Source organism: Kamptonema formosum PCC 6407 (assembly GCF_000332155.1).
Lineage (GTDB): Bacteria > Cyanobacteriota > Cyanobacteriia > Cyanobacteriales > Microcoleaceae > Kamptonema > Kamptonema formosum.
The window spans coordinates 1,075,847-1,101,434 of the sequence record NZ_KB235898.1; the positions used below are offsets into that span (position 1 = coordinate 1,075,847).

A 25,588-nucleotide genomic window follows, 5' to 3' on the forward strand; every position below is an offset into this window, starting at 1 on the left:
TGCCTACATTTTTAGCTTATTTAATCCTGTTAAACGCTCATATTCTGCTTTTTCAGCCGCTAAATCGGCTTCTATTTCCGCTCGATTTGCGTGATAATAAGTTAGTGCAGCATAAACTTGTGCTAAGGTGAGATGATCCAAATCGGCTGCTATTTCTTCAGCATTATTGCCTTGTTTGTATAAGGCGGCAATTCGCTGTACTGATGTGGCAGTTCCTGCTATGATAGGGATGCCATTGCGAAGGTGCGGATCGCGGATAATTAAAGTGCCAATATCAGTTAAAGTTGGCATTATGGGAATCTGGGGTTAAAGATTAGGATTTAATTATACCATAAATTTATTAAATTTTTGAGCTATACTAAACTCAGCATCCTCAATCCGTTAACAGTTATGGTACAACAATTACCCGCTGAAACTGTAGCAGAAATCATCTATCCAGACTGCGACGGTGAACCAATGGCAGACAATACTAAACAATTTCGCTGGATTGTTACCATTAAAGAAAATTTAGAAATTTTGTTTGCTAATAATCCAGATGTTTTTGTTGCAGGTGATTTACTCTGGTATCCCGTTGAGGGAAATAATAAGATTCGCCTAGCTCCCGATGCAATGGTAGTTTTTGGTAGACCAAAAGGTGACAGAGGTTCCTATAGACAATGGGAAGAAGATAACATAGTACCCCAAGTTGTTTTTGAAATTCTCTCACCGGGAAATCGAGCCGGGAAAATGATGGATAAACTTTTGTTTTATCAACGGTATGGAGTTAGAGAATATTACATTTATGACCCGGATGATATAGAATTAGTTGGATCGATCCGTTCTGGAGATTGGTTAGAGAGTATTCCAGAGATGAATGGTTGGGTGAGTCCGCTGTTAGGAATCCGTTTTCAACTGACAGAAAATAACTTGGAAATTTATCGACCAGATGGCCAAAAGTTCCTCACTTCTGTAGAATTGGATGGACTTCGAGAACAGGAAAGGCAAGAGAAAGAATTTGCTCAAGCTCAAACTGAATTAGAACGGCAACGAGCAGAGGAAGCTATTGCTCAACACGAACAAGAACGACAGCGTTATCAAGCTTTACTCGAACAATTACGCCAGGGAGGGATAGACCCTGAAAGCCTCCCTAAACCGAAAAGTTAATAAATAACTGCACGTTTGGTTATAACGAAGTATTTAGTAAAAAATCCGGTTTTTGAACCCCCATTAACAGTAATCAATCTTCCCTAAGTGTTCTACAAGATTAAGAAGCAGGAGGATTTGCTATGTCAATCACTGTCCAAGAAGTTTACGATCGCGTTCTTTCTACCCTTTCGCCAACCGAGAGATTACGCTTGGCAACTCTTATTCTCAACGATTTGGTGCAGCAAAATCTATCTATCGTCGATGAAAGTGAGACTTGGAATGAAGAAGATAAACTTGATGTCACCACATTTTCTTTGCAGTACGCTAGCGCCCTTTTTCCTGAAAACGAGGAGATGTAATAGTGTCTTTTAATCCTGGTGATGTGGTGACAGTAGATTTTCCTGGTGTCACTGGCATTAAACGTCGTCCGGCGGTAATTCTATCATCAGTTATATATAAATCAGTTAAAGTTGGCATGGATTAATTTGGGGTTAAATGTTATAATTTAATTTTAGCATAAATTACTTTGCAGTTAGCTAACGGCTAGGAGGTTTTATTTTATGCAATCGCTCAATTTTGCAGATATCCAACCTTTTGTAGATAATCCCGAACAGTTAATCACTCAACCTATAAGTTTTCAAATATCAGTTGCTAATTATCTCTTAACGCCGCGCAACTTGTTAGAAGTGCTGGTAAATAGTTCAAATTGCCAAGTAGCGGAAGCTGCAAGACTCCATGTAAATTGGGGAGGAGAAATAGTAGAAAATTGGGAAGATGTGGCAGATGCAGTGTTGCGAAATGCTCAACTAGAACAAAATGATAGACTCGCAGTAGAATTGCTTAAATTTGCTCCGGTTCCCGACTATTTTCTAAGCGAATGGGTTCCGGCAAATCCCCTCTTGGAAGGACTTCGCAACCCCTATTTACCTACTCGGTTTCGCATCAAAATATTGGAGCGTTTGGCGAGAGAACCTTCACTAGAACCGCGTCTTCAGATGGCAGAATTGGCGGATGCACCTTTAGCAATTTTAGAGCAATTAGCGGGCGATTTGGAGTTACCAATTCGCCGAGCAGTTCAGTATAATCCCAATTGTCCGACAGAGTTAATTCTGCGTGTGGAAAGTCAGCACAATGCTGCTCAAGATTGGAATACAGAGCCGCAACAGTTGGCGATTTTAGGAGAGAGTAGTTGGTCTTGGGTGCGTTTAACAGTTGCTCAAAATCCTCATACGCCGCCAGAAGTATTGGTGAAGTTGGCGGGTGATACTGATGAGAAAATTCAATTAGCAGTAGCTCGTAACCCTGCATCGCCAGAAGGCGCGATCGTTATGCTGGCTAATCATTCCGAAAACTCGGTTCGGGATGCTGTGGCGAAACATCCTAACGCTTCCGAAGCAACTTTGCTGCAATTACTTCCTAACTACCGCAATGTTATTATCAACAGAAATAACCTACCTATCAGCGTTTTAGAACAATTAGCTGGCGATCGCAACCTGCACTACTCGCTGCTTAAACAGCCAAACCTACCAGGAACGATCTTGGCACAAATGCTTGATAGCTCATCTGAATCTAATCGTGCGAAAATTGCCGAACATCCGCAAGTTTTAGCGAGTACCTTAGAGCAATTGGCACGAGATGCCGATCCTAAAGTGCGGTTGGCGGTAGCACAAAATCTCAATACACCTGATGCTTTGCGATCGCAGCTTTTACAGCAGTTGGCAACTGAGTCTGACGAGAAGATTCGCGTCGCGATCGCCGCACACCCAAGTACCCCTATTCCCATTTTAGAATTTGTGACTTCTACCATCTACGGCGGCGATATATGGGAAAGACTCCATCAATACATTTCCTACGAACCCCAAATGCGAGGAATCCGCCCCCTGCTTAACATTGGATCGCCATCTCAGTTATTGTTTTGGCTAAATCAAAAAGATCCCAGCTTATGCGAACCAATTTTGCAACAGTGGGAAAAAATCCTTCCCATTCTAAGCCAACGGAAACTTCAGGAGTTGCATAGAGTGTCAGCAGCTATGATTGGGATGTCCGGCGACGTAGAAATAGCGACAGAGGTAAATTCAATCCTCCGACAGCGGCTCGATCTACTCCCTCTTTACGGTTTGCTGATGACGCTATCTTGGCGCAATAATCGGAGAGACCGTTCTCTTTTAGTCGCTCTTGCAGGTAATCCCAATACTCCGCCAAGCGCACTAGCAAAATTGCAGCAAATAGATCCTCAAGCGGAGTCCGGGAATTGGAGGGTGCGCGTAGCTTTAGGGTATAACCCCGCGATTTCAGAAGCACAGCGAATCGAATATTTGCAACAGGCGATCGCTTCTGGTTGGCGCGATATCAGGGAAGCGATCGCCAAAAATCCCAATACCCCCGTATTTATTCTCGAACAACTTGCCCAGCAGGGTACAGGTATGGTACAGGCGATCGCAGCTAATCCCAATGCTCCCGTCAGTATATTGAGACAAGCAGCCCAACAGGACAACCCTTACACTCTGGAACTGTTGGCAAAAAATCCCAGTACGCCGATAGATATCTTAGAAGAACTTGGTCTTAAAAAGGGAAAAAACGGCGTTCAAGAGGAAGCTTTCAAAAATCCAAATCTAGATCCGCTAATCGTCGATCGGATTGAGTTAGAGTCGCAAGCAGCAGAAGAAATAGCCAAAGCTAATGAATTATTCGCCAGTCGGCTACACAGTCCCTACGCGATCGCACAGGTACTCAGGAACGGCGATCTAGCTTCCCGCATGAAAATTGCCCGCGATTATAGAACGCCCGTTAATATCCTAGAGCAGCTAACCAGAGATGCTGATGAAAGCGTCCGGGAATGTTTGGCAGCAAATCCCAACTTACCCTTGACAAGTCGCCTAGAATTAACCCGCGATCCGAGTTTTAAAGTCCGCAGTGCCCTGGCAAGGAAGCAATTCAACAGACCAACCCCTGTTGAAGTTTTAGAACAGCTAGCCAATGATGAGTCAGAAGGTGTTAGAGCATTGGTTGCTGAAAACCCAGAAACTCCCGCAGAAATTTTAGTGCAATTGGCGAATAATTCCAACCGCGAAATCAAGAATAAAGTAGTCGCTAACCGTAATACGCCTGTGGAGATTTTGGAGCGATTGGGGTTGCAAGAAGGGATTTTTAATGCCTCTAACCCCAATACTCCCGGCAGCGTTCTAGCAGAGGCCGCGAGTCGCGGCCAATCTAATCCCAAAGTGCTAGCCGATTTGCTGAAACATCCGGTTGAAGGTTCCCAAATGCCTGCCAGCACCTTAGCACGATTAGCCAATCACAGCCCTAATTCCATTCGCTATCTAGTGGCACAGCATCGCAATACCCCGCCAATAGTTCTAGAACAATTAGCTAGCAATTCTGACTTGGCTACTATCCGTATAGTAGCGAGCAAGGCAAATACTCCTGCAAGCGTTTTAGAGCGACTAGCTGAGCATCAAGACTATACCGTTCGCTACAACGTTGCCCTCAATCCCAATACCCCTGATACTGCCTTAGAATTGCTGGCTAGATTTAACCACAGTGAAGCCAATGCTCCCTCAGATACAAAGAATGCCTTAAAAACAATGATGGCGGGTGCTGACAAAAATCAAATTCGGATATTTATCGCCAGCAATCCCCGCACTCCTTTAGCGGCTTTAGAAATGCTTGCTAACAGGGAATTTCTCAGAGAGGAGAGTGCAACTCCCTCGACTGACCATTCAATGTTTTTTCCCAGAAGAACTGATGAGGAGGTACTGGAAGCTTTGACCAGGAATCCTAATCTAACTCCTGAGCTTTTGGAACGCCTAGCTAGAGATCCGAGTCCCAATGTCCGCAGTAAACTGATTCATAATCCCAACATTACTCTGGAACTTTGGGCGCTGTTAGCTAGGGATGAAGATGTTGCTGTGCGGCTGGAACTAGCAGAGCGATCGCACTGCCCCATTACAATTTTGGAAGCATTAGCCAGCGATGAAAATAAGGACGTTCGCCAGAAAGTAGCCGCCAATCGCAACACGCCAGCGCCAGCATTAGAAATCTTGGCAACTGACGCAGATGCTGCGGTTCGTACCGCTGTCGCCGCCAATCGCAACACACCTGTGCCAGCTTTGGAACAATTGGCCCAAGATCGAAGAGTCGAAGTTCGCCTCGCCGTATCTCGAAATCCCAATAAGCCTGCATCTGTGGGAGAATCGCTCAGGGAATTGCAGCCACCGACTCGCCAGGTTAGCCCCACCCTGCGCGGACTCAGCCGCATATACAATCCCAATACTGACGATCTCCCGTCACTGCTTTCTGAATACGTCCAATCTTCCAGGCCCTTTGTCAGGTTTGTAGCATTAATGCACCCCCTGACTCCTGCTGAGGCGCTGCGTCAGGGTTCCGAGTCGGCATCTTGGCTAGAGCGGTATGCTGTTGCTAACAATCCAGCTACTCCGCCAGAGATTCGTCAGCTACTCGCTGAAGATAGCAACCGCATTGTCCGAGCTACGGGTAAAGCTTATCTCTGAATATTAATTAGTTTGGAATTTTGTCAACATGAAATTGGAAACTGAACAACTACTAGGCACTTTAGAGGTTTTATGCAAATATATCAACAGCGAATTGTTTTGCGAAATTGAAGAAAATACCGATGAATATCCCACCCGCGCTTTCTTTTGGGAAAATGAGGAACAAGCCGAATTTAATGTGTTTAATCTGACAATTGCTAATGGCTTATCCCGACTTACTGATGTAGAATTAGCAATAGAAAGTTGGCAAGCTACAGAGCGCAGAGGAAAAGCATTTAAGAACAGCATTTACTCGCCAGATTGGGAAGAAAGCGATAATATATTGGATGCTGAGACAGAAGCGGAGAGAGCAGAAAAGTATCAATCTCTCTGGCAATTACTCAATTCAAATTTAAGAGATATTCAAGCTTTTAATCTCAGCGCTCACCACCGATATTTAAACTTTTGCGTTATTATTGGCAAAACAGAGGACGGTGACTGGATCTGTTTAACTCCCACTATGGCTAACCAATTTAACTTTCGCGATGTCCGCGCTCCTAATTACAATGAGGCGCAAACGCTATGCGATCGCTCTCTAGGAGAAACTACTTTAGCATTAGCTACTCAAGTTCAAAGAATTCTTGCTCAATTAACTCCAATCAGTATTCATGGATACGACGGCGGTGGCTACAAATATACTTATGAACATAAAATTGTCTGTGCGGCTGGCACTACAAAAGCTCTAGCTTTTGAAAAAGCTTTACAGGTAGCAAAAATGCTAATAGTTACAACTTCCAATCTTGATTATTATATACCAAATACATCAGAAAAACAGAGGCTAATCGACTTTATAAATTTAAAATTACGCCATCTCAAATTTTATACACTTTGTTTTTGGGATATGGGTTACATTTACAAAATTGGTCAAGCTGCAACAGGAGAGTGGCTGGGTATCAATGCGATCTCTGATTTTGAATACAGGGGATAGAGACATTGTGTTAACTATGGGTAAAACCGATCGCTGAATATTAATTAGCTTAGAATTTTTTGTCAATATGAAATTGGAAACAGAACAGCTACTCGCCACTTTAGAAGTTCTCAGCTACTATCCCGATAGCGCTTTCTTTTGGGACACTGAGGAACAAGGCAAATTTAATGTGTTAAATTTGATGAGTGTTAATGGCTTCGCCCGACTCACTGATGTAGAATTAGCAATAGAAAGTTGGCAAGTTACAGAGCGCCGAGGAACGGCTAGCAAGGAAGATTTTTATGCACCAGAAAGAGAAAAACGCGATAATATTTTAGATGCCGATACAGAAGCAGAGAGAGCAGAAAAGTATCAATCTCTCTGGCAATTGCTCAAGTCAAATTTAAGGGATATTCAGGCTATTAATATTAGCACTCACCACCAATTACCTGAGTGTTTAAGATTGAGTCATCCCTACTTTAATTTTTGCGTTGTTATTGGTCAAACAGATGACGATGAATGGATTTGTTTATCTCCAACTATTCCCGACCAAGTTGGCTTTCCTAATGCCAGTAGTGATTTTATTTCCGGTGACGCGCAAATTCTGTGCGATCGCTCTTTAGGAAAAAATACTTTAGCACTAGCCTCTCAAATTCAAACAGTTCTTGCTGAATTGACTCCGATCGGCATTTATGGATACTATCACGGCGGCTATAACTATACTTATGAATATAAAATTGTCGGTGCAGCTTCGGCTACAAAAGCTAAAGCTTTTGAGCAAGCTTTACAGGCGGCGGAAATGCTGAGAGTTACAACTTTAAATTCTGTTGATACCATAAATCTGACGAGTAAAAATGAGAAGCTGTTTGAGTTTCTAAATTCAAAATTACGCGGTATCAAAGCTTATCATCTTTCCTTTTGGGATATCGGTTACATTTACAAAATTGGTGAAGCTACAACAGGAGACTGGTTGGGGATCAATGCGATCGCAGAGTTTGAATACAATCCCTAGAGACAGGCTAGATGAAAATGAGACTTCGACTGAACACAATCAACTTGATGTAACGACATTTTCTTTGCAGTCCGCCGTCATTTTTCCTGCAAACGATGAGATATAATAGCGTCTTTCTCGCCTTTCGATCGCTCCCATTAAAAAGAGAACATATCACTACAATAGCGATATGCCCAAAAGCGCGATCGCGCTCTAAATCTTAATTTTGATGGGGGTGGAGGGACTTGAACCCACACGACCGTTTCGGGTCAACGGATTTTAAGTCCGTAGCGTCTACCATTCCGCCACACCCCCTTTTGTGAAGCTGCTATGGGATTAATCCATTTGCAACCACAGTCTTTCATTCTACAGCCAAACACTAAAATTACGCAAGGCCTAATCTAAAATTTCCTAAAAGTGACACTGCATCCCCCCAAGCAGTACAATAATCATTCAGCATCAAGGATTAGCGATCGCGCCTATCCCGTTACCGGGTGTCAATATCCCCTAAAATCAACATCATGTATATTACCCTACTGCTGTACGCCGCCCTCGCGGGAGCCTATCTCCTAGTAGTACCCGCCCTCACCTACGCCTACCTCAATAATCGCTGGTACGTCGCTAGTTCCCTAGAGCGCGGCTTCATGTACTTTATGCTATCCTTCTTCTTCCCAGGAATGTTACTCCTGGCCCCATTCTTGAACTTTCGCCCCAAACGGCGGCAAATTGAAGCTTAAATGCGACGTATAGACGTAATTGCAATCAGTCTCGGCATTTTCGCAGCAGGGGGAGTAGCCTACCTGCTGCTACAATTCGCCGGCCTCGACAGCCTCAACGCAGGTATCTGGAGTCAAGTCTTTTTAGTTGGCGGCTTAATTGGTTGGCTACTCACCTATTTATTCCGAGCACTAACTCAAAATATGACTTACAGCCAACAACTAAAAGACTACGAAGAAGCAGTCTTACAGAAGCGGTTAGAAGAACTTACGCCCGAAGAATTAGCCAAAATTCAAGCAGAAATTGAGCAAGAACGTAATAGTTAGTGGTTAGTTGTTAGTGGTTAGTTGCCCTTCTAGTTAATTTCTGATTTTTAGAAGATTATCCTTAATGTGTCATTTTCAGTGTACTACTATATCATTTTCAGCATACTACTATGCCATTGCCAAGGTATTACAATGTCATTGCGAGCGAAGCGAAGCAATCACAAAGTCTTGGGATTGCTTCGCTTCGCTCGCAATGACAATTAACAACTAACAACCAACAACCAACAACCAACAACTAACAACTAACAACTAACAACTAACAACTAACAACTAACAAATGACAATTTCCCAATGTTTTAAAGACCTTCGCAGTCAAGGCAAATGTGCTTTAATTCCATTCATCACCGCCGGCGACCCAGACTTAGAAACTACTGCTAAAGCACTGCAAATCTTAGATGAAAACGGTGCAGATATAATTGAACTCGGAGTTCCCTACTCAGATCCCCTAGCTGATGGTCCCGTAATTCAAGCGGCCGCTACTCGCGCTTTAGAACGGGGAACTAAGCTAGACTCCGTATTAGCGATGGTCGAAAAAGTTTCGCCGAAACTGCGATCGCCAATTATTCTCTTCACGTACTATAACCCGATTTTATACCGAGGGATAGATACATTTTTGCAGCAAGTTAAAAAGGCTGGAGTTCAGGGGTTAGTTGTCCCTGACTTACCATTGGAAGAAGCCGAAAGTTTGTTAACACCTGCTAGTAAAATGGGCATTGAAGTGGTTTTATTAGTTGCCCCAACCAGTCCCAAAGACCGAATCAAAGCGATCGCGCAGCAATCTCAAGGATTCATTTACCTAGTTAGCGTTACAGGCGTTACCGGCGTGCGTTCCGGGTTAGAGGGACGAGTACAAGACTTACTGCAAGAGCTCCGTAGCGTCACTGATAAACCCATTGGCATTGGTTTTGGCATTTCCGCACCGGAACACGCGCAGCAAGTGCAACAATGGGGAGCAGATGCGGCAATTGTGGGTAGTGCCTTTGTCAAGCGTTTAGCTGATGGTACACCGGAACAGGGATTAGATGCGATCGCGCATTTCTGCCAGAGTCTCAAAGCAGCAATTACAAATAATTAGACCCAGTGTAAAATTTGTCTGCCATTAGATAGATGTCTTCGATCGCGATCGCCCATCAAGATCGCGATCGAAGACATTGTTTTACTTGCAAGGATTAATCCTTCATCCTTCTTCCTTCTTCCTTCATCCTTCTACTTAATAACTACGTAATCAGTAGGTAAGACCTAAGAATGTAACTTGAGACAGATGAAGAATTTATCATTTTATTTGTAGGCTGTAAAAGTGCTCAAATCTCTGGTTTAGCAATGCTAAGTATCCAGAAATTCCCCTAGAAATTCAAAGGGAAATTGAGCGTTTTACAAAAAAATGGAGAATTGTTATGAACAGATTAATAGCGACCATCAAAAAGATTCGAGTCGTACAAATTTTTACCGCTTTTATGGCTGGAATTCTAATGTTAGTCAGCACTGCCTGTAATAGTCCTGACGTATTAGCAAAAACTGCCGATCAAGTGAGAGAAGAAGTTCCTTCTGAGGCGGTAACATCTAAAGTCAAAGAGGGAATGAACGGCTATAAAGATACTGACCCCAGAGATAAAGGAAATGTTTCCGCCGCAGAAGCCAAAGCTCAGATGCTCAAAGATGCTGCTGAACGTCGTATCAGTACCAAATCTAGTAACAATGTACCTGAAAATATTCGGCGTGTAGGCGATGAAGGCCAAGATAAGCTGGATGAAATTGGTCAAAAGCTGGATGAAAATAAGGACGCTTTCGGACGCAAAGCTAAGGAGTTTGCGGACAATACTAAGCAAGGAATGGAGAATATTAAGGACAATACTCGCCGGGGTATAGAGGGAGCAAAAGATATCGCTAATGAAGCGACTAGCGGCTCAAAAGATAAGGTTGATGAAGGCGCTAACACCCTTAAATCTAAAGTCAGTCAAGGCGTAGACAATGTTAAACGCGCAGCCGATAGAGCTACTAACTAAGTAGTGGGAGAAGTGGGTGCTGCTTCCCAAGAATATTGACGGCAAAGAGAAAATAGTTGCAGCGCCCACTTGAGTGGGCTTTTTGATGGTTAATCGTGTTGAAAGTGCCAGTGCGAAACTGCTAGGCGATGAACTTCTCGCCAACTAATATGATGAAGTTTTGCTAGTTTGGCACAATCTTCATATTCTGGCTGCACGTTAGTAATACGATCGCCATCTTTGGCAACTTTTACCCGCACTTCCCCCCACTCTGTCTGTACTTTTTGAATTTCTCGCTGTAAAATTGTTCTCAGTTGAGTTGAGCGGCGAATGCCTAAAGTTGTAGTTTCGCGAAAAATAACGGTTTCGCAATTTTGCTGAGATTCAGGGTGGCAAATCGCAGTCAGCAGTACGCCCAAACGAGATTTTTTCATCACAATTGGCTGAGTAAAGACATCGACAGCGCCAACGGCAAATAAAGCATCAAAGATATATGCGATCGCTTGCGGGCTAAGATCGTCAATTTGGGTTTCCAGCACACAAATAACTTCTTGGGAATTAGCTAAATTTCCTCTTCCTTCTACCTTCTTCCTTCTTCCCTCTTCCTTCTTCCTTCTTCCCTCTTCCTTCTTCCTTTTTCCTTCTGTCTTCTCTCCTATCCACAACCGCAAAATATTAGGAATCGGCAATTGGCGGGAACCCGCACCTAAACCAATTTGGTGCAGATTCATTGACGGCGGCGGGCCAAAACTTTTACAGAGAGTAACTGCGATCGCGCTTCCCGTCGGCGTGCATAACTCGCGATCGATTTCATTACTGTAAACTGGTACTTGCCGCATTTCCCACAACTTCAAAACCGCAGGTGTAGGTACTGCTAAGCGCCCGTGTGCGGCCCAGACTGTACCCCCACCAGTAGGCAAAGCGGAACAGTATAATTCGTCAATATCTAACCAGTCTAACCCCAAACAAGTACCCACAATATCAACGATCGCATCAGTTGCTCCCACTTCGTGAAAATGCACCTCTTCTGGGGCGATACCATGTACAGCACCTTCCGCCTCTGCAAGTTTCCGAAATACTGCTAAACTCCAAATTTCCGCACGTTTTGGCAACCCTGCACCTGCGATCGTTTGCTCAATTTCGGGCAAATGGCGGTGTTGAGTGTGGGGGGTGGGTGACTCGGATTCGGTATGATGGTGGGAATGAGCCTCGTGACGATCGCGATCGTGGTGATGGTGGTGGTGCTCGTGACGTGAAAAAGTTGGCGCTTCTGTTTCGGAAGGATCTAATGCTGAGTCAGAATTAGGGTTTTCCCCTGCAACTTTGGAAGTTTCCGAAGATAAGCTTAAATCAACATAAACTTTAGTTGCCTGTTGGGTATTGCGGTGAACTCTTTCTACTCTTAAGTTATATTCCTGGGAGATCCCTAGTAAATTGAGTTTGGCAATCAGGTATTCTATAGGAACACCTGCATGGACAAGAGCACCCAGGCACATATCACCCGCGATGCCAGTTGGACATTCAAAATATGCTATTTTGTTCATGGTTAGTTGTTAATTGTTGGTGGTTAGTGGTTAGTGGTTAGTAGTTGGTTGTTAGTTGTTAGTTGTTAGTTGTTAGTTAGTCTTTGTGGTTTGGATCGGATAATAACTAATAATTAACCATTGATGCTAATTCTGCTGAATAAATCTGCATAGAACTGACTTACACCTCTGATAGTAACCGCCAAGGCAATTAGATAAATATCCGTAACGCCGCCTTCTTAGGTGGTATGTTACCACCTAAGAAGGCGGCGTTACCTGAGTCTCAAAGTATAGCAACCTTCTTGGCAGTTAGGACAGGAGCGATTGCTGGAAACCTTGATTCTATTCATTCTTCCTGAGCATCGTAGTCCTGAGCATCCTAGTTCCTAGCTATAATAGAGATTGCTCTATCCGTCTTGGCCAGTGCTATATCCTGCTAAATTTGATGTGGACTAAAACCCATAAAAATGTTATCACAACAACCAACAAATAACAACTAACAAATAACAACTAACAAACAACAAATCAAATAATGGCTGAGATTTATCAAGTACATCCAGAAACACCGCAAAAAGAGAAGATCGAGAAGATTAAAAAATCCTTGCAAGCCGGGGCGATCATGCTTTATCCTACTGATACAGTCTACGCGATCGGCTGCGATCTTAATGTTAAGTCCGCAGTGGAACGGGTAAGGCAGATCAAGCATTTATCTAATGATAAACCTTTGACATTCCTATGTCCTTCTCTGTCGAATATCGCTCAATATGCTGTCGTTAGCGATTCTGGATACCGCATGATTAAGCGGTTAATTCCAGGGCCCTATACCTTCCTATTGCCAGCAACTAAGTTAGTGCCTCGATTGGTGATGGAGCCTAAGCGCAAAACTACAGGTATTCGCGTCCCCGATCAAAAATTTTGCTTAGCACTGTTAGAGGCTTTAGGAAATCCGATTATTTCTACTTCTGCTCATATTACTAATGATGATGAGGGAAAAGCACCCGCAGCAGCATTAGCAACTGAAGAAAACTTTGGCAAGGCGGAATTATTTGATTCTCTGGAAAAGTTGGTGGATATAATTGTTGATGATACCTCGGAAACAGGATATCAGGTTTCTACGATTCTAGATCTAACACAAGATAAACCTAGTATTGTCAGGCGCGGACTGGGATGGGAGGCGGTAGCTAATTGGGCGGAGGAATAGGTAGCGATCTGGTCTAGTATTGAAAACAAGTTAGAGTGGGAAATTCTATCAGAATTTCCCACTTGAATTGTTAACGCTCTACTTTCACACCTTTCCAAAAGGCGATATAGCCGGTAATATTTTTAGCTGCTTCTTTTGGGGTGGGATAGTACCAAGCAGCGTCTTTGTTGACTTCGCCATTGACTTCGATGCTGTAGTAACTCGCTACTCCTTTCCAACCGCAGGTAGTGTGGGTGCTACTTTCTTTGAAATATTCGCGGTTTATGGTATCGGGGGGGAAGTAATAGTTATTTTCTACAACTTCGCAAGCGTCGCTTTCGGCTAAGACTGCTCCGTTCCAAGTAGCTTTTGGCATGGGTTACTCCAGTTAATTATCTTAGATTTTAGATTATTAGGGCTGTTTGTGCTCTTTTAAGCATAAAATAATGAGGAAGTCAACGACAACTATTGTAAATGTCAGCGCTACTACCGCCAACTTTTACCCAACCGCGATCGCTGGAACAGGCACTTAAACATTTTTTTGGGTACGACTCTTTTCGTCCTGGACAGCGGGAAATTGTCGAAGCAGCTCTCTCTAAGCGGGATATGCTGATTGTGATGCCGACTGGCGGCGGTAAGTCGCTGTGCTTTCAATTACCGGCACTGTTAAAACCAGGCTTGACTGTGGTGGTGTCGCCTTTAATTGCCCTGATGCAAGACCAGGTAGAATCGCTGAGGGATAATGGGATTGGGGCAACTTTTCTCAATAGCACTCTTTCTTTGATGGAGACGCGATCGCGAGAAACTGCGATTCTAGATGGTAAAATTAAACTGCTTTATGTTGCCCCCGAACGTTTGCTCAGCGAGCGTTTTTTGCCATTTCTAGACCAGGTAGCCGCGAGTTTGGGGATTTCGGCGTTTGCGATCGATGAGGCTCACTGCGTCTCGGAATGGGGTCACGACTTCCGGCCAGATTATCGGCAAATATTGCAGGTGCGCGATCGCTATCCCCATATTCCGATTATGGCACTAACTGCTACTGCGACCGATCGCGTCCGCCTTGATATTATGCAGCAGTTAGCTCTTAGAGAACCTTATATCCACGTTGCCAGTTTCAACCGCCCCAATTTATATTACGAAGTTCGAGCCAAAACTAAGCACAGTTTTGCTGAATTATTACAGATAATTGACAAAAATGGCGGCTCAGGGATTATCTACTGCCTCAGCCGCAAAAATGTTGATGAACTTGCCTATAAACTTCAGCAAGTTGGGATTTCTGCTCTACCTTACCATGCAGGCTTAAACGATAGCGATCGCACCAGTAATCAAACCCGCTTCATCCGCGATGACGTGCAAATTATGGTAGCGACAGTTGCCTTTGGCATGGGTATTAATAAACCTGACGTGCGTTTTGTTGTTCATTACAATTTGCCGCGCAATTTAGAAGGATATTATCAAGAATCAGGACGCGCTGGCAGAGATGGAGAACCGGCCCAATGTATTTTATTTCTCGGTTATGGCGATCGCAAAACTATAGAATATTTAATCGAACAAAAACCAGATCCTCAAGAACAAAGAATTGCCACGCAACAGTTCCGAAGAGTTATAGATTACGCTGAAGCTTCCGACTGTCGCCGCACCATTCAATTAAGTTATTTTGGAGAAGCATTTCCGGGAAATTGCAGCCAATGCGATAACTGCCGCAATCAAAAACCCTTAGAAGACTGGACTATTGAGGCGATGAAATTCCTTTCTGGCGTAGCCAGATGCAAAGAAAGATTTGGCATGAATCATATTATTGAGGTGCTGCGAGGTTCTAAAAGTCAAAAGGTTTTACAATACGGACATGACAAACTTTCTACCTATGGAATCGGGAAAGAAAAAAGCGCTGAAGATTGGAAAATGTTAGCGCGATCTCTGCTGCATCAAGGTTTACTAGATGAAACAACAGACGGCTATCCTGTATTAAAATTAAATGCTAGAAGTTGGGAAGTAATGAAACGTCAGCGGACTGTGGAAATCGCCGTTGTTCGCAAACAAGAAGTGCAGGGAGTTCAACGCTATTCAGCAGCAGAAGGAGAGATATTATTTGGAGTATTGCGTAAACTTAGAAAACAAATCGCCGACGAGCAATTTGTACCGCCTTATGTGGTATTTCCTGATTCTAGTTTACGCGCAATGGCAGAACAACGCCCCCAAACTTTAAATGAATTTGCAAAAATTTCTGGGGTAGGAACACGCAAGCGAGATAAGTATGGCAAACAGTTTATTGAGGCAATTCGAGAGTATTGTGAAGAACAAGGAATACCAACGGTATCAACACCTTTAACTGGTTCAAATATTCCCAATCAACCCTCTCATACTCAGATGCTAACCTTACAATTACATCAGCAAGGTTTAACTGTGGACGTAATCGCTGAGGTTCGCGATATTCGTGCTACCAGAGTTGTGACTCATTTAGCTGAATTAATCGAAATGAATCAAGAAGTTGATATAAATCAGTTGGTAGATTTGGAGAGTCAGCAAGCTATTATTACAGCAATTGAGTTAGTAGGCGATCGTTCTTTAACACCTATTTATCAACTTTTAGGTGAGAAGTATACTTATGATGAAATTAAGTTAGTGCGGGCCTGGTTGCGGCGAAATAATCCATAAATGTAAGGTCGTCGTCGCAACAGCATTACAAAGAGTATTTGAATAGTATTATCTTTAATAGGAGAGGAATATGAGAATTAAAAAAGTATCATTTTGTAACCATGAATTAGATTGGCAATTTGAACCCATTTATTTTTCTAATCTTGCTTTGCTAGTTGGTGTCTCAGGAGTTGGTAAAACTCAAATACTTAAAGGGATTTCCAGTTTAAAGGAGATAGCTAATGGTAAGTCTTTAAATGGATTAGCCTGGGATATTACATTTTTAACAAAAAATGAGGTTGAGTACCAATGGATAGGAGAATTTGAAACTCAAAAACAACCTGGTCTAATTTCTGAAGATGAAGATGACAACGCTAGATTCAAAATTTTACATGAAAAATTATGGAGAAATGGTAATCTCATTATAGAAAGAAGCCCTAATGAGATTCAATTCCAAGGAAAAATCACACCAAAGCTATCACCATTTCAAAGCATAGTTTATATATTAAACCAAGAAGACGACATTGCCCCAGTTCAAGAGGGTTTTAAGAAAATCGTAAACAGTGAACATTCTAGGTCAATCAATGCTGTTTATGGCATACCTCATAGGGTACTAGCGGAACTAACTAGAGAAAATTTATCGTTAGATACTATTAAAGAATTTAATATGCCAATCGCCCTAAAATTGGCTTTAGTTTCTCAGCAATATGCAGATATTTTTAATAACATCAAAACTAGCTTTATAGAAATATTTACTCAAGTAGAAGATATTAAAATAGAGGCAATAGAAGATAAAAATAGTCCACTTTTCCCAGACTTTCCTGTTCAAATTAAAGAAAAAGGAGTTAATAAGTGGATATTGCAAAATAACATTTCTTCAGGGATGTTAAAAACACTCATTCATATTAGTGAACTTTACTTAGCGCCTGAAGGAACTGTAATTCTTATCGATGAGTTTGAAAATAGTTTAGGTGTTAACTGTATTCATGTTGTCACTACTTCATTACTAAAAAACGAAAGTCTGCAATTCATTCTCACGAGTCATCACCCATATATTATCAATAACATTGCAATGGAATACTGGAAAATAGTAACTCGCCGAGGTGGCGTAGTAACGGTAAGAGATGCCAAAGATTTTAATTTGGGAAAATCTAGACATCAGGCATTTCTGCAATTGATTAATCTAGAAGAATATAGCGAAGGAATAAAAGTTTAATGAATTTGTATTTTCTTGTGGAAGGAGCAACAACTGAGAAAAAAGTTTATCCAGCTTGGCTGGCTCATCTTTTACCAGAACTACAACGAGTCCAAAGTTACGATCTGGTGAACGAAAAAAATTATTACCTGATTAGCGGAGAAGGGTATCCTTCAATATATAATTTTATTGGAAATTCAATTGAAGACATCAACGCTAGTGGAAAGTATAATTATTTTGTAGTTTGTCTAGATGCAGAGGAAAATACTGTCACAGAGCTTAAAACTGAAATTTATGATTTTTTAAGTACGCAACAATTAATATTAAACAATACAAAATTTGTTCTGATTATTCAAAATCGCTGTTTGGAAACGTGGCTACTAGGTAATCGAAAGATTTACTCAAAACAGCCTCAAAGCCAACCATTATTAGATTATACTAAATATTATAATGTTTCAGCGCACGATCCAGAAATGATGGGAAAATATAAGGATTTTAATACCCATGCTCAGTTTCACGAGTCTTATTTAAAAGCATTATTTGAAGCTAAAAATGAAAAAAAATCATATACAAAACAAAGACCGGGGGATGTATTAAAGCCATTTTATTTAGATCAATTAGTGGCCAGAATTCAACAGGAGCCTCAACATTTGACTAGCTTCAGGTATTTTATCGATTTTTGTAATACAATTAGATCGCAATTACAAAACTAATTAAACTTTTAATTACCTATGACTAACCCCACAGCAACTTTACTAATTTCTTGTCCAGATAGACGCGGACTTGTTGCTAAATTTGCCAACTTCATCTATGGACATAATGGGAATATTATCCACGCCGATCAGCACACTGACTTTGCGGCTGGACTGTTCCTTACTAGGATAGAATGGCAATTAGAAGGATTTGATTTATCCAGAGAAGAAATAGCACCCGCTTTCAGTGCGATCGCGCAACCCCTCGAAGCTAACTGGCAACTACACTTTTCCGATACAATACGGCGAATGGCTATTTGGGTAAGCCGCCAAGACCATTGTTTGTTAGATTTGATTTGGCGACAACAATCTCAAGAACTTTTAGCCGAAATTCCTTTAATTATCAGTAACCATCCCAACTTAAAGCCAATTGCCGATCGGTGTGGTGCAGATTTCTACCATATTCCGATTAGCAAAGATAGCAAATCAGAGCAGGAAGCCCAACATTTAAAACTATTAAATCAGTATAACATAGATTTAGTTGTACTAGCTAAATATATGCAGATTTTGAGTGCTGAATTTATTGCGAATTTCCCCCAAATTATCAACATTCATCACTCATTTTTGCCCGCTTTCGTGGGTGCAAAACCTTACGAACGCGCCTATGAACGAGGAGTAAAGATTATCGGCGCAACTGCACATTATGTGACATCAGACTTAGATGCAGGGCCGATTATAGAGCAAGATGTCGAACGAGTTAGTCACCGAGATGAAGTCTCAGACTTAATTCGCAAAGGCAAAGATTTAGAGCGAATAGTGTTGGCAAGAGCAGTGCGATCGCACTTGCGAAACCGTGTCTTAGTTTATGGGAATAAGACAGTTGTATTTGAGTGAGCGGAGCCAATAAAATATTATAATAATAAAACTAAAGCTATTTTTCAACAGCCGGGGGTGTAAAGCGAATTTCGATACGTCTCCTAGTGGGATCGGGAGCGCGATCGCTTGGGGCGTATTCTCCAGTCGGTAAAAATAGTTGTGCTGCTGAATAAGCGCGGAATTTTAAACCTTGTAGTTGACCTGTTTTTTGTTGAACTGCTTGCAAATTTTTGACTACTGCTAAAGCCCGCATTAATCCCAAATCTGCATTAGAACCTGCTTTTAAATTACTGACAGATTCATTGCCAATGGCTACATTTTCTAAAGTTTGATCGAGATTGCTAATCGGTGCTACTGTTTCTTGACCGTCAGTATGACCAATTATTTCTACAACATAGCCGGGATATTGCTTGGCAAAACTTTCAAGTTGATTGACTACATTGTTATCGATAAATAAACGCAGACCCTCTGGTAAATCCGCTCGTCCGGCTTCAAATTTAAGAGGGCGTTTTTCAGAATCTATATCGGAGTCTTTAATGATAATTAAAGGTGGAGACTGTAAACTTTCTATTTTTTGTTGAAGTCCTTTAATTTCATTTTCTTTTTCATTAAGATAATTATTTTTTAGCTGCAATTCTGATTTTGAATCATTAAGTATTTGCGTAATCTCTGCGATTTCTCTTTGAGCTTTAGCCAGTTGGTCACTTGTATTTTCTGCTGTTGATTTTAAGAAGGCAGATTTGACTAAAGCTAACAAAAGAAATAAATTGATAATCATAAAGGCGTTAGACATCAAATCTGTGAAGGCGGGCCAGATATTGAGGTCTTCATCGGAATCTGTGGAACGATCGCGGCGACGCATAATTTAAAGTTCTCAGTTGTGGTTAAGTTTTTACTTATTCATTCGGCGTATTTTCTCGTTTTTCTAACTCTTCCAATAAATTTTTATCGCTTATATGCCTATCTACGACAGGACTTTCTAAGTTCTCTTTTAATATTTCTACCAACTCAGCAAACTCATATTTTATGTCACTAAGATGGTTGACATATTCCTCAATACTTGTGGCTATCGTTTGCGATTGTAGCTTGTTATTGTCAGCTTGATTATTCATAGTTTCTGCAACCCTAACAGTCAAAGTCTCCATACTGTGATTAACCTGGTTTGTATAGTTATTAATAGTTTGTACTAAGTTTGTTAACTCAACTTGCACTTTGTCTAAACTATCTACTCTAACCACGACTCGTTTCTGTAGCTTGTCAAGCGTTGTGACAGCAGACTCAAAACTTTGAGATCCTTGCTGAAATTTGGGAATAATCTGACTAAGTGATTGCTGATTAATTTGATGTAATTCTAACACTTGTACTGAACTTTGATTAAGTCTACTAATTTCTGCTGTCATGTTTACCAACTCTTGACTAAAATCCTCAATTTGACTCAAGATATTGCCAAGAGATTGAACGCTATCAGCTAGACTTGATGAGGAATTAGAAAAATTATTTTGAACATTAGCTAAATTAGTTGTAGCTAGTGACAATTTTTGGGGAAACTCATTTTTCTCAAAGGCTTTAGATACTTCGATAAATTTCCCAGCAGCTTCTTTCAATTCATTAGCACCTCTTGAGATTGAACCAGAAGCTTCAGCTAACCCCCCGTAAACTTGTTCGGCTAAATTAGCAGCCTTAAGGTTAGCTTCAATAATTTCTTGAATCTTATCTTTGAGAGCAGATTCTACACCCTCGCGGACAGTTTGACCAAATCTAGTTAAAAAGTTGTCAAAGGTATCTGCCATCCCTTTAACTACTTTATCAAGCCGAGTTTTCCCCTGTACCGTTGGCTGATAAACATTATCTAAATAATCTTCTAAAGAGCTAATTAACTGTGACTTAGCTAAACCTGTATTCCAAATTAGATTAACCACAGTCAAAGTGGAACTAAAAAATACTGCAATTAAACTGCTAATAAAGGCAATTCCCATCCCTTTCAGGGGTACTTGCAATTCATTAAGTAATAAATTAGTATCTTTACTTTCTTGAAGGGTTTGACTCAGACTAGATAAGTTAAGGGTGATTCCTAGAAAAGTTCCTAACAAACCAAAAGATAGCAAAAGATTAGGCAAAATCCGACAAAAATAATCAACGCGATCGTAATTAAAGGATATTCCCAAAAACCTCAATTTTTGTTGACTATAAATCCCATCAATTAAAGCCGCTGAATTAACTTCTTCTAGATACTCGCTAGCAGCTTTAAATCTACTTTCCAAGTCTTCTACAATTCTCGGTTTCGAGCCTGCTTGGTTATCCTTCAGCAGCAATCTCACTTCTTTTGTCTTTTTCACTAAATTGCCATAAAGACTAATTCGTTGAATTGCAGCAAATAAAGCAGGTAAAATTACTAGCACTATGGTGGGAATAAGTAAGTATACGGGAAATAAATTTAACCATTCAAACATCAGTAAATACACTCCTATATTAATTTTTTTATAGAGCTGTGGCGGGGAAATCCCCGCCATAATCAGAATTAAATCGGATATTTTTTCAAAATATCTTCCCGTAACTTTTCATACTCCTTATCTGTAACAATCCCATCATTGACATCCTGTTTCAACCGCTCCAATTCTTGCCGTCTCTTAGTACGATTATCAACAACATCAGTAGGTTCAACAACTATTTCTGGCTGCGTAAATTGCTGATAAGCACCGATTCCGGGAGGGGAAGTATTAGGATTTAGCGAACTTTTAAATCGTTCCTCCATCTGTTTGCGAAAACGATTAATAATTCCCTCCTTAGCTGGCATTTCAGTAGTGGCTGGAACTCCAACCACTGTAGCTCTGTAAGGATAATTAGGACTATCTTCTGTCAAATTATCTACCAGATTTACAAATTGCCGCAATTTGGGTAAATAGTCTTTCTCCCAAAGAGCGGGATGTTTTTCAATCTGAGCAATTGCTCTCTCTAAAAACCCCTTTAAAGCATCAGTCATATCCCGCCGATTAGCCAACTCTTCGAGTGCTTGATTCCATACCGGGCTAATCCCAGCAGTATAATAACAGTCACGCAATTCGTCATAATACTGAAATTCTAACTGCTGAGTATCTGCATTTTTACCAATTAGATCGAAAGCCAAACAAGGATAAAAAACATCCTCTAATTCCTCGATTTTCAGAGCATCAGGTGGCATAATATCAGTGAAGGTAATTCGGTAGTCATTGTGCAGAAAAGAACTCTCCGAATTTCCTTCGCGAATGTAAGGATTTCGCATCTGTTCCAAACCACTAATTAGTCTCAGTGGAAACCCCGCATACTCAGTCACAATTAAAATTTCATCCTCAGCTTGAGTAGGTTTCAAAACACTTTCAGCAATTCCCAAATCTCGTCCAAGAGTGATTTTAAACTGCTGCACTTCCGACTCGTCAGTATCTTTAAAACCCACCAAATCGCTTCTTTTAGCAGGACTATTCCGAAAGTAAGGATCGCTCAAATTCAAACGGAGTAGGGGTTCAGCTTGCTGTTTAATTTGTCCCAAACGAGTCGAACGATCCTGAATTGAATAATTTTGGATAAAACGCTTAATCACGGATTGCACAATCTGAGTGCTGCGAGAACCAAATAACCTATCAACGGTCAAATCAATTTCTTTTTGTAGTTGTATTTGAGTTGTCTTATCCATTAAATAAGCAATCGAATCTCCTACTCCCGAAACTTGTGTAATCTCCTTACTTACTAATACCAACTGAGAGCGAAAATCTTGCTCTGGTAGCAAAGTTTTATAACACCCCTCAATATCCTCATTGTCAAAAATTGCCTCGCCACTCATCTCATCAAAATTCAATTGCCTTAAATCGCTTTCCTCTTTCTCATAGTCACTCTTTAAATTATCCGCTACGCGGTTAAAACCCGCCACTTGAGTTGCACGTTCTAAAACGTGCTTCTGCAAACTACCCACAATTTGCAAAGCTTCCTGAGTCACAGCTAAATCAAAATTGTGCTTAATTAAATCGCAAACTTCCCGCACAACTCTTTTCGCCTCAGCTTGCACTTGCCGATTTTTACTACCCACAATTGGCAGCTCAAATCTCTGCTCAATATCCTCAATTATTTCCTCTGCATCGCGCCATTTCTTCTCCACATCTTCTAATTTACGATTTCCTCCAAAATTAGTAATCTCCTCCTCTAACTGACGCTGATAACTATTCAAATCAGTCTCCAAAGCATCCAACCAATCACGACCGCTTTTAATCGAAAACTTTACATTTCCCGGAGTCAATAAACTCGCCAAAAACTGATCGATGTCCTGCTTAAGCTGCTCTGTAATCGTGGGACGAATTTGTAACAATCTTGTCAGCCAAATTCCTCTCGTACTCTCAGTTTCCCCAGGCTGAGTTTTGCGAAACTGCTCTCGAAACTCTCGCGGTAATGTTTGCCTAACTCCAATGCGGTCATCCTTACTTTTACAATCATTAATTACCCGCTCTAACTTAGCATTTCTCCAAGTATTGAGGGTACTAACAAAAGTCTTGTTCGATTCTTGTACAGCTTCCGCTAATCTAGTAGTAAAACCATCCCGATTAGCTAAATCGCTATGCCAACGATACTGAATTAAAAACTGTTCAAGTAACAATTGTGGATCTGGGCTTTGTCCTTCTCCATTTAACCAGAATGTTACTAATTTTAAACTAATTCGAGTCAAAGCAATTTGTACAATAATATCGCGGGGAAAATAAATCGCTGCGAGTCCGAAAGTTAAATACCGCTGAATATTCGGTCGCGGGTGGCCGTCCCACTGAATTAAATGCTGCAAGAAGTTATCTCGCATTCCCTTAACTACAGGCGCTAATTCTCCTGAAAAATCCAGCGCTATTTTATGAGCAATCACATTACATAATTTGCGCTGTTCCAGAATCGAATACTCCCCCGCAGTTTGATTAGAAACTAAATAAGCATAGTCAAAAGGCGGTCGCGATTCCTGCACTAAAATCAAGTCTTGCATATCATAACAAGCCTCAAATTTAGTGCCGGGAGTGGTGTAATAATTCAATTCCTTAAGTGCAGCATAAGTATTGGCACTCATATTAGAAGTATTGCCGTATAATTGCGGACTAATTACCAAATAGCCGACAATTTGGGCCCCTTGTTCGCCATAAGCTTGTCTGAGGCTATAAGCAATATCTAAAAACATTCCGCTACCAGTCCCACCGCACAGAGAACCTACGACAAAAATATTCAATCCTGGTTCAATTCTTAAGCCAGATTTTAGTAAAGTTGCTTCGTGTCCCCGCGTCCGTCTTTCTGCGGTTTCAACGGCAGTTTTAATCTTTTGATAATTGTGAAAAAAAGCTAATCTGCCTACAGGTCTAATTCCTTTTGCTCCCTCTTCTACTGCTTTAATATTGCGTAGTAATTGGGGTGGAAACCAGCGAGCAATATGGTCGTAAGGCCCTTGCCGATCGTAGTTAGAACGTCGTTCTAAGCCTTGTACAAAGTTAGTTACTTCTGCTGATGTCATGGTCGCGCCTACTTTTTCAGAGTCGCGAAAACTGAGGTCAACACCATGATAGGTACTACCAGTTCGCAAACCCGATACTTGGGTTGCTGCTTTATCAGTATCAATATGAACAAAACTCACAATTGGCAACTGGCTTAAATCGCCATAGCGATCTACAATTAAGCGGCGAATTCGCATTAAAACATCTCTGCCCGTACCCCCTAAACCAATGCAAACAGTCCTGTTTATACCCCGCACTTGCCGATCGCTGCTTGTAGATTGAGTCATATTTATATCCCCGATTGTTTATTTATTTTTTAACTTGAATTACAATCTCGTATTCTCGTTTTTTTGCATCGGGACAATTGAGCCTAATCCTGGTAGTATTAGTTATCAAAGTCCGCTCTGTCACTTCTTTCCCATTCAAAAAAATAGCCGCCTCTCCAGTTGGTTCTAAATAAAGTTTCTCCCCCTTTCGTAATAAATAAGCTCTGACTTCTGGCCCTGGAGTATCAATCGAATCAGCACAGCTAGATTCGTACTCGCCAATTGCAATTCTTTGATTATTTCCCAGATAGCATACTTGGTCATCCTCCTTCGCTGTTGCCCTCAAATCTACAGCCAGAGTCCATTTCCTTTGCAGCCGCCAGAACTTGCTGCCCGTAACTACAACAGCAGCCAAGGCAATTCCCGAAATTAATACAGGCAACCATAACTGATTCAATAAATAAGCAGAAACTAAACAAGTTTCTCGGCCTCCCGGTGCTGGTGTACAAAACTCTTGTACGTTGGGGGAAATATCAACTACACTTAATTTATATTGCTTATTATCTTTAGTTTTAATGGCTAGCGATCGCTCCCGCAAAGGCAATACCTGAAGCCAATTTTGACGCTGTTGACTCGCTTCAGAATTCCCAATCCGAAACTGACTATCAGCAGGCGTTTCTACCCACTCCCCGGAACTAGCAGGCGACTGAGTAAATAAGGGTGCATCGCTAATCCAAACTACAGACTGAGGTTTAATTGGTTGATTCTGTGACAAACGACACTGATTAATATTTGCCAGACCTTGATAAATAGTAAGTTCTGCCTGTTGAATATCTGTATTTTGAAAATTTAGATTAGGCTGAAAAGGAATAGCTTGTAAAATTAGGTCGAGATCCTTCTTGCCATTAAACTTAATAGAATTTTCTGGCAGCAAAGGATTGACATTAGCCGCCAGAGGATTTACTGTAGTTGCAAAAGGCACAACATAGACCGTATCTCCAGGCCGCAAACTATCCTCAACTATCTGACGCAAACGGATGCGACCCTCATCATTAAGGCCAACACTCTCCGTTAAATCAATTGCCAAAACTACATCGCGTCCGCCGTGAAGACGAGCAACCAATTCCATGCCCGTTTTTTG

General features: G+C 41.4%; 22 protein-coding genes and 1 tRNA gene. 15 read left to right on the forward strand and 8 right to left on the reverse strand.

Translation table 11 applies throughout. From position 1 onward, the window contains the following. Positions 1–3: 3 nt before the first annotated feature. Positions 4–291, reverse strand: coding sequence for a DUF433 domain-containing protein (locus tag OSCIL6407_RS0104430; RefSeq protein WP_007357288.1), 288 nt, complete (start codon positions 289–291; stop codon positions 4–6). A gap of 99 nt (positions 292–390) precedes the next feature. Here OSCIL6407_RS0104430 and OSCIL6407_RS0104435 point away from each other — a divergent pair, with 99 nt between their 5' ends. The 6 genes from OSCIL6407_RS0104435 to OSCIL6407_RS0104455 all read left to right on the forward strand — a co-directional run bounded on the left by OSCIL6407_RS0104435 (position 391) and on the right by OSCIL6407_RS0104455 (position 7,594). Then, complete coding sequence (locus tag OSCIL6407_RS0104435; RefSeq protein WP_007357287.1) at positions 391–1,143, forward strand: Uma2 family endonuclease; 753 nt, start codon at positions 391–393, stop codon at positions 1,141–1,143. Positions 1,144–1,265: 122 nt separating this feature from the next. Then, on the forward strand, positions 1,266–1,484 hold the full coding sequence (locus OSCIL6407_RS0104440; protein WP_007357286.1) for a hypothetical protein: 219 nt from the start codon (positions 1,266–1,268) through the stop codon (positions 1,482–1,484). A 2-nt stretch (positions 1,485–1,486) separates the two neighbouring features. Beyond that, positions 1,487–1,609 (forward strand): hypothetical protein, encoded by a 123-nt coding sequence (locus OSCIL6407_RS37660; protein WP_267879525.1) that lies wholly within the window; start codon positions 1,487–1,489, stop codon positions 1,607–1,609. 76 nt (positions 1,610–1,685) lie between these two features. Then, positions 1,686–5,636 (forward strand): hypothetical protein, encoded by a 3,951-nt coding sequence (locus OSCIL6407_RS0104445; RefSeq protein ID WP_007357285.1) that lies wholly within the window; start codon positions 1,686–1,688, stop codon positions 5,634–5,636. 28 nt (positions 5,637–5,664) lie between these two features. Then, the gene (locus OSCIL6407_RS0104450; RefSeq protein ID WP_007357284.1) at positions 5,665–6,603 is read left to right on the forward strand and encodes a nuclease A inhibitor family protein; all 939 of its coding nucleotides are present in this window, start codon (positions 5,665–5,667) and stop codon (positions 6,601–6,603) included. 67 nt (positions 6,604–6,670) lie between these two features. Beyond that, positions 6,671–7,594 (forward strand): hypothetical protein, encoded by a 924-nt coding sequence (locus OSCIL6407_RS0104455; RefSeq protein ID WP_007357283.1) that lies wholly within the window; start codon positions 6,671–6,673, stop codon positions 7,592–7,594. A 209-nt stretch (positions 7,595–7,803) separates the two neighbouring features. Here OSCIL6407_RS0104455 and OSCIL6407_RS0104460 read toward each other — a convergent pair. Further along, a tRNA-Leu gene (locus tag OSCIL6407_RS0104460) sits at positions 7,804–7,888 on the reverse strand. Positions 7,889–8,094: 206 nt separating this feature from the next. Here OSCIL6407_RS0104460 and ndhL point away from each other — a divergent pair. The 4 genes from ndhL to OSCIL6407_RS0104475 all read left to right on the forward strand — a co-directional run bounded on the left by ndhL (position 8,095) and on the right by OSCIL6407_RS0104475 (position 10,619). Further along, positions 8,095–8,310, forward strand: coding sequence for an NAD(P)H-quinone oxidoreductase subunit L (gene ndhL / locus OSCIL6407_RS32225; RefSeq protein WP_007357281.1), 216 nt, complete (start codon positions 8,095–8,097; stop codon positions 8,308–8,310). Next, the gene (locus tag OSCIL6407_RS0104465) at positions 8,311–8,616 is read left to right on the forward strand and encodes a DUF3007 family protein (protein ID WP_007357280.1); all 306 of its coding nucleotides are present in this window, start codon (positions 8,311–8,313) and stop codon (positions 8,614–8,616) included. A 277-nt stretch (positions 8,617–8,893) separates the two neighbouring features. Then, entirely contained in the window at positions 8,894–9,691 is a 798-nt protein-coding gene (gene trpA, locus OSCIL6407_RS0104470; RefSeq protein ID WP_007357279.1) for a tryptophan synthase subunit alpha, read from the forward strand. A gap of 319 nt (positions 9,692–10,010) precedes the next feature. Continuing rightward, on the forward strand, positions 10,011–10,619 hold the full coding sequence (locus tag OSCIL6407_RS0104475; protein WP_007357278.1) for a DUF6658 family protein: 609 nt from the start codon (positions 10,011–10,013) through the stop codon (positions 10,617–10,619). 89 nt (positions 10,620–10,708) lie between these two features. Here the strand turns inward: OSCIL6407_RS0104475 and larC are convergent, their stop codons facing one another. Next, positions 10,709–12,142 (reverse strand): nickel pincer cofactor biosynthesis protein LarC, encoded by a 1,434-nt coding sequence (gene larC / locus OSCIL6407_RS0104480; RefSeq protein WP_007357277.1) that lies wholly within the window; start codon positions 12,140–12,142, stop codon positions 10,709–10,711. A 511-nt stretch (positions 12,143–12,653) separates the two neighbouring features. On the opposite strand from larC, the gene OSCIL6407_RS0104485 reads away from it, so the two are divergent. Further along, complete coding sequence (locus OSCIL6407_RS0104485; protein WP_007357276.1) at positions 12,654–13,322, forward strand: L-threonylcarbamoyladenylate synthase; 669 nt, start codon at positions 12,654–12,656, stop codon at positions 13,320–13,322. 70 nt (positions 13,323–13,392) lie between these two features. On the opposite strand, the gene OSCIL6407_RS0104490 is transcribed toward OSCIL6407_RS0104485, so the two are convergent. Continuing rightward, positions 13,393–13,677, reverse strand: coding sequence for a DUF427 domain-containing protein (locus tag OSCIL6407_RS0104490; protein ID WP_007357275.1), 285 nt, complete (start codon positions 13,675–13,677; stop codon positions 13,393–13,395). A gap of 98 nt (positions 13,678–13,775) precedes the next feature. Here OSCIL6407_RS0104490 and recQ point away from each other — a divergent pair, with 98 nt between their 5' ends. From recQ to purU, 4 genes are all read left to right on the forward strand, one after another. Further along, positions 13,776–15,956, forward strand: coding sequence for a DNA helicase RecQ (gene recQ / locus OSCIL6407_RS0104495; RefSeq protein ID WP_007357274.1), 2,181 nt, complete (start codon positions 13,776–13,778; stop codon positions 15,954–15,956). Positions 15,957–16,026: 70 nt separating this feature from the next. Continuing rightward, on the forward strand, positions 16,027–17,151 hold the full coding sequence (locus tag OSCIL6407_RS0104500; RefSeq protein WP_007357273.1) for an AAA family ATPase: 1,125 nt from the start codon (positions 16,027–16,029) through the stop codon (positions 17,149–17,151). 17 nt (positions 17,152–17,168) lie between these two features. Then, on the forward strand, positions 17,169–17,843 hold the full coding sequence (locus OSCIL6407_RS0104505; protein WP_234708791.1) for a hypothetical protein: 675 nt from the start codon (positions 17,169–17,171) through the stop codon (positions 17,841–17,843). 18 nt (positions 17,844–17,861) lie between these two features. Further along, positions 17,862–18,716 (forward strand): formyltetrahydrofolate deformylase, encoded by an 855-nt coding sequence (gene purU, locus OSCIL6407_RS0104510; protein ID WP_007357271.1) that lies wholly within the window; start codon positions 17,862–17,864, stop codon positions 18,714–18,716. Positions 18,717–18,753: 37 nt separating this feature from the next. On the opposite strand, the gene OSCIL6407_RS0104515 is transcribed toward purU, so the two are convergent. From OSCIL6407_RS0104515 to OSCIL6407_RS0104530, 4 genes are all read right to left on the reverse strand, one after another. Next, entirely contained in the window at positions 18,754–19,560 is an 807-nt protein-coding gene (locus OSCIL6407_RS0104515; RefSeq protein ID WP_007357270.1) for an OmpA family protein, read from the reverse strand. A gap of 34 nt (positions 19,561–19,594) precedes the next feature. Further along, entirely contained in the window at positions 19,595–21,148 is a 1,554-nt protein-coding gene (locus OSCIL6407_RS0104520) for a synaptonemal complex protein 1 (RefSeq protein WP_007357269.1), read from the reverse strand. Between the two features lie 68 nt (positions 21,149–21,216). After that, positions 21,217–24,468, reverse strand: a complete 3,252-nt coding sequence (locus tag OSCIL6407_RS0104525) for a tubulin-like doman-containing protein (protein WP_007357268.1) — start codon at positions 24,466–24,468, stop codon at positions 21,217–21,219. Positions 24,469–24,490: 22 nt separating this feature from the next. Continuing rightward, a complete protein-coding gene (locus OSCIL6407_RS0104530) occupies positions 24,491–25,576 on the reverse strand; it encodes a VWA domain-containing protein (protein ID WP_234708790.1) in 1,086 nt (361 codons plus the stop codon). Between the last annotated feature and the right edge of the window lie 12 nt (positions 25,577–25,588).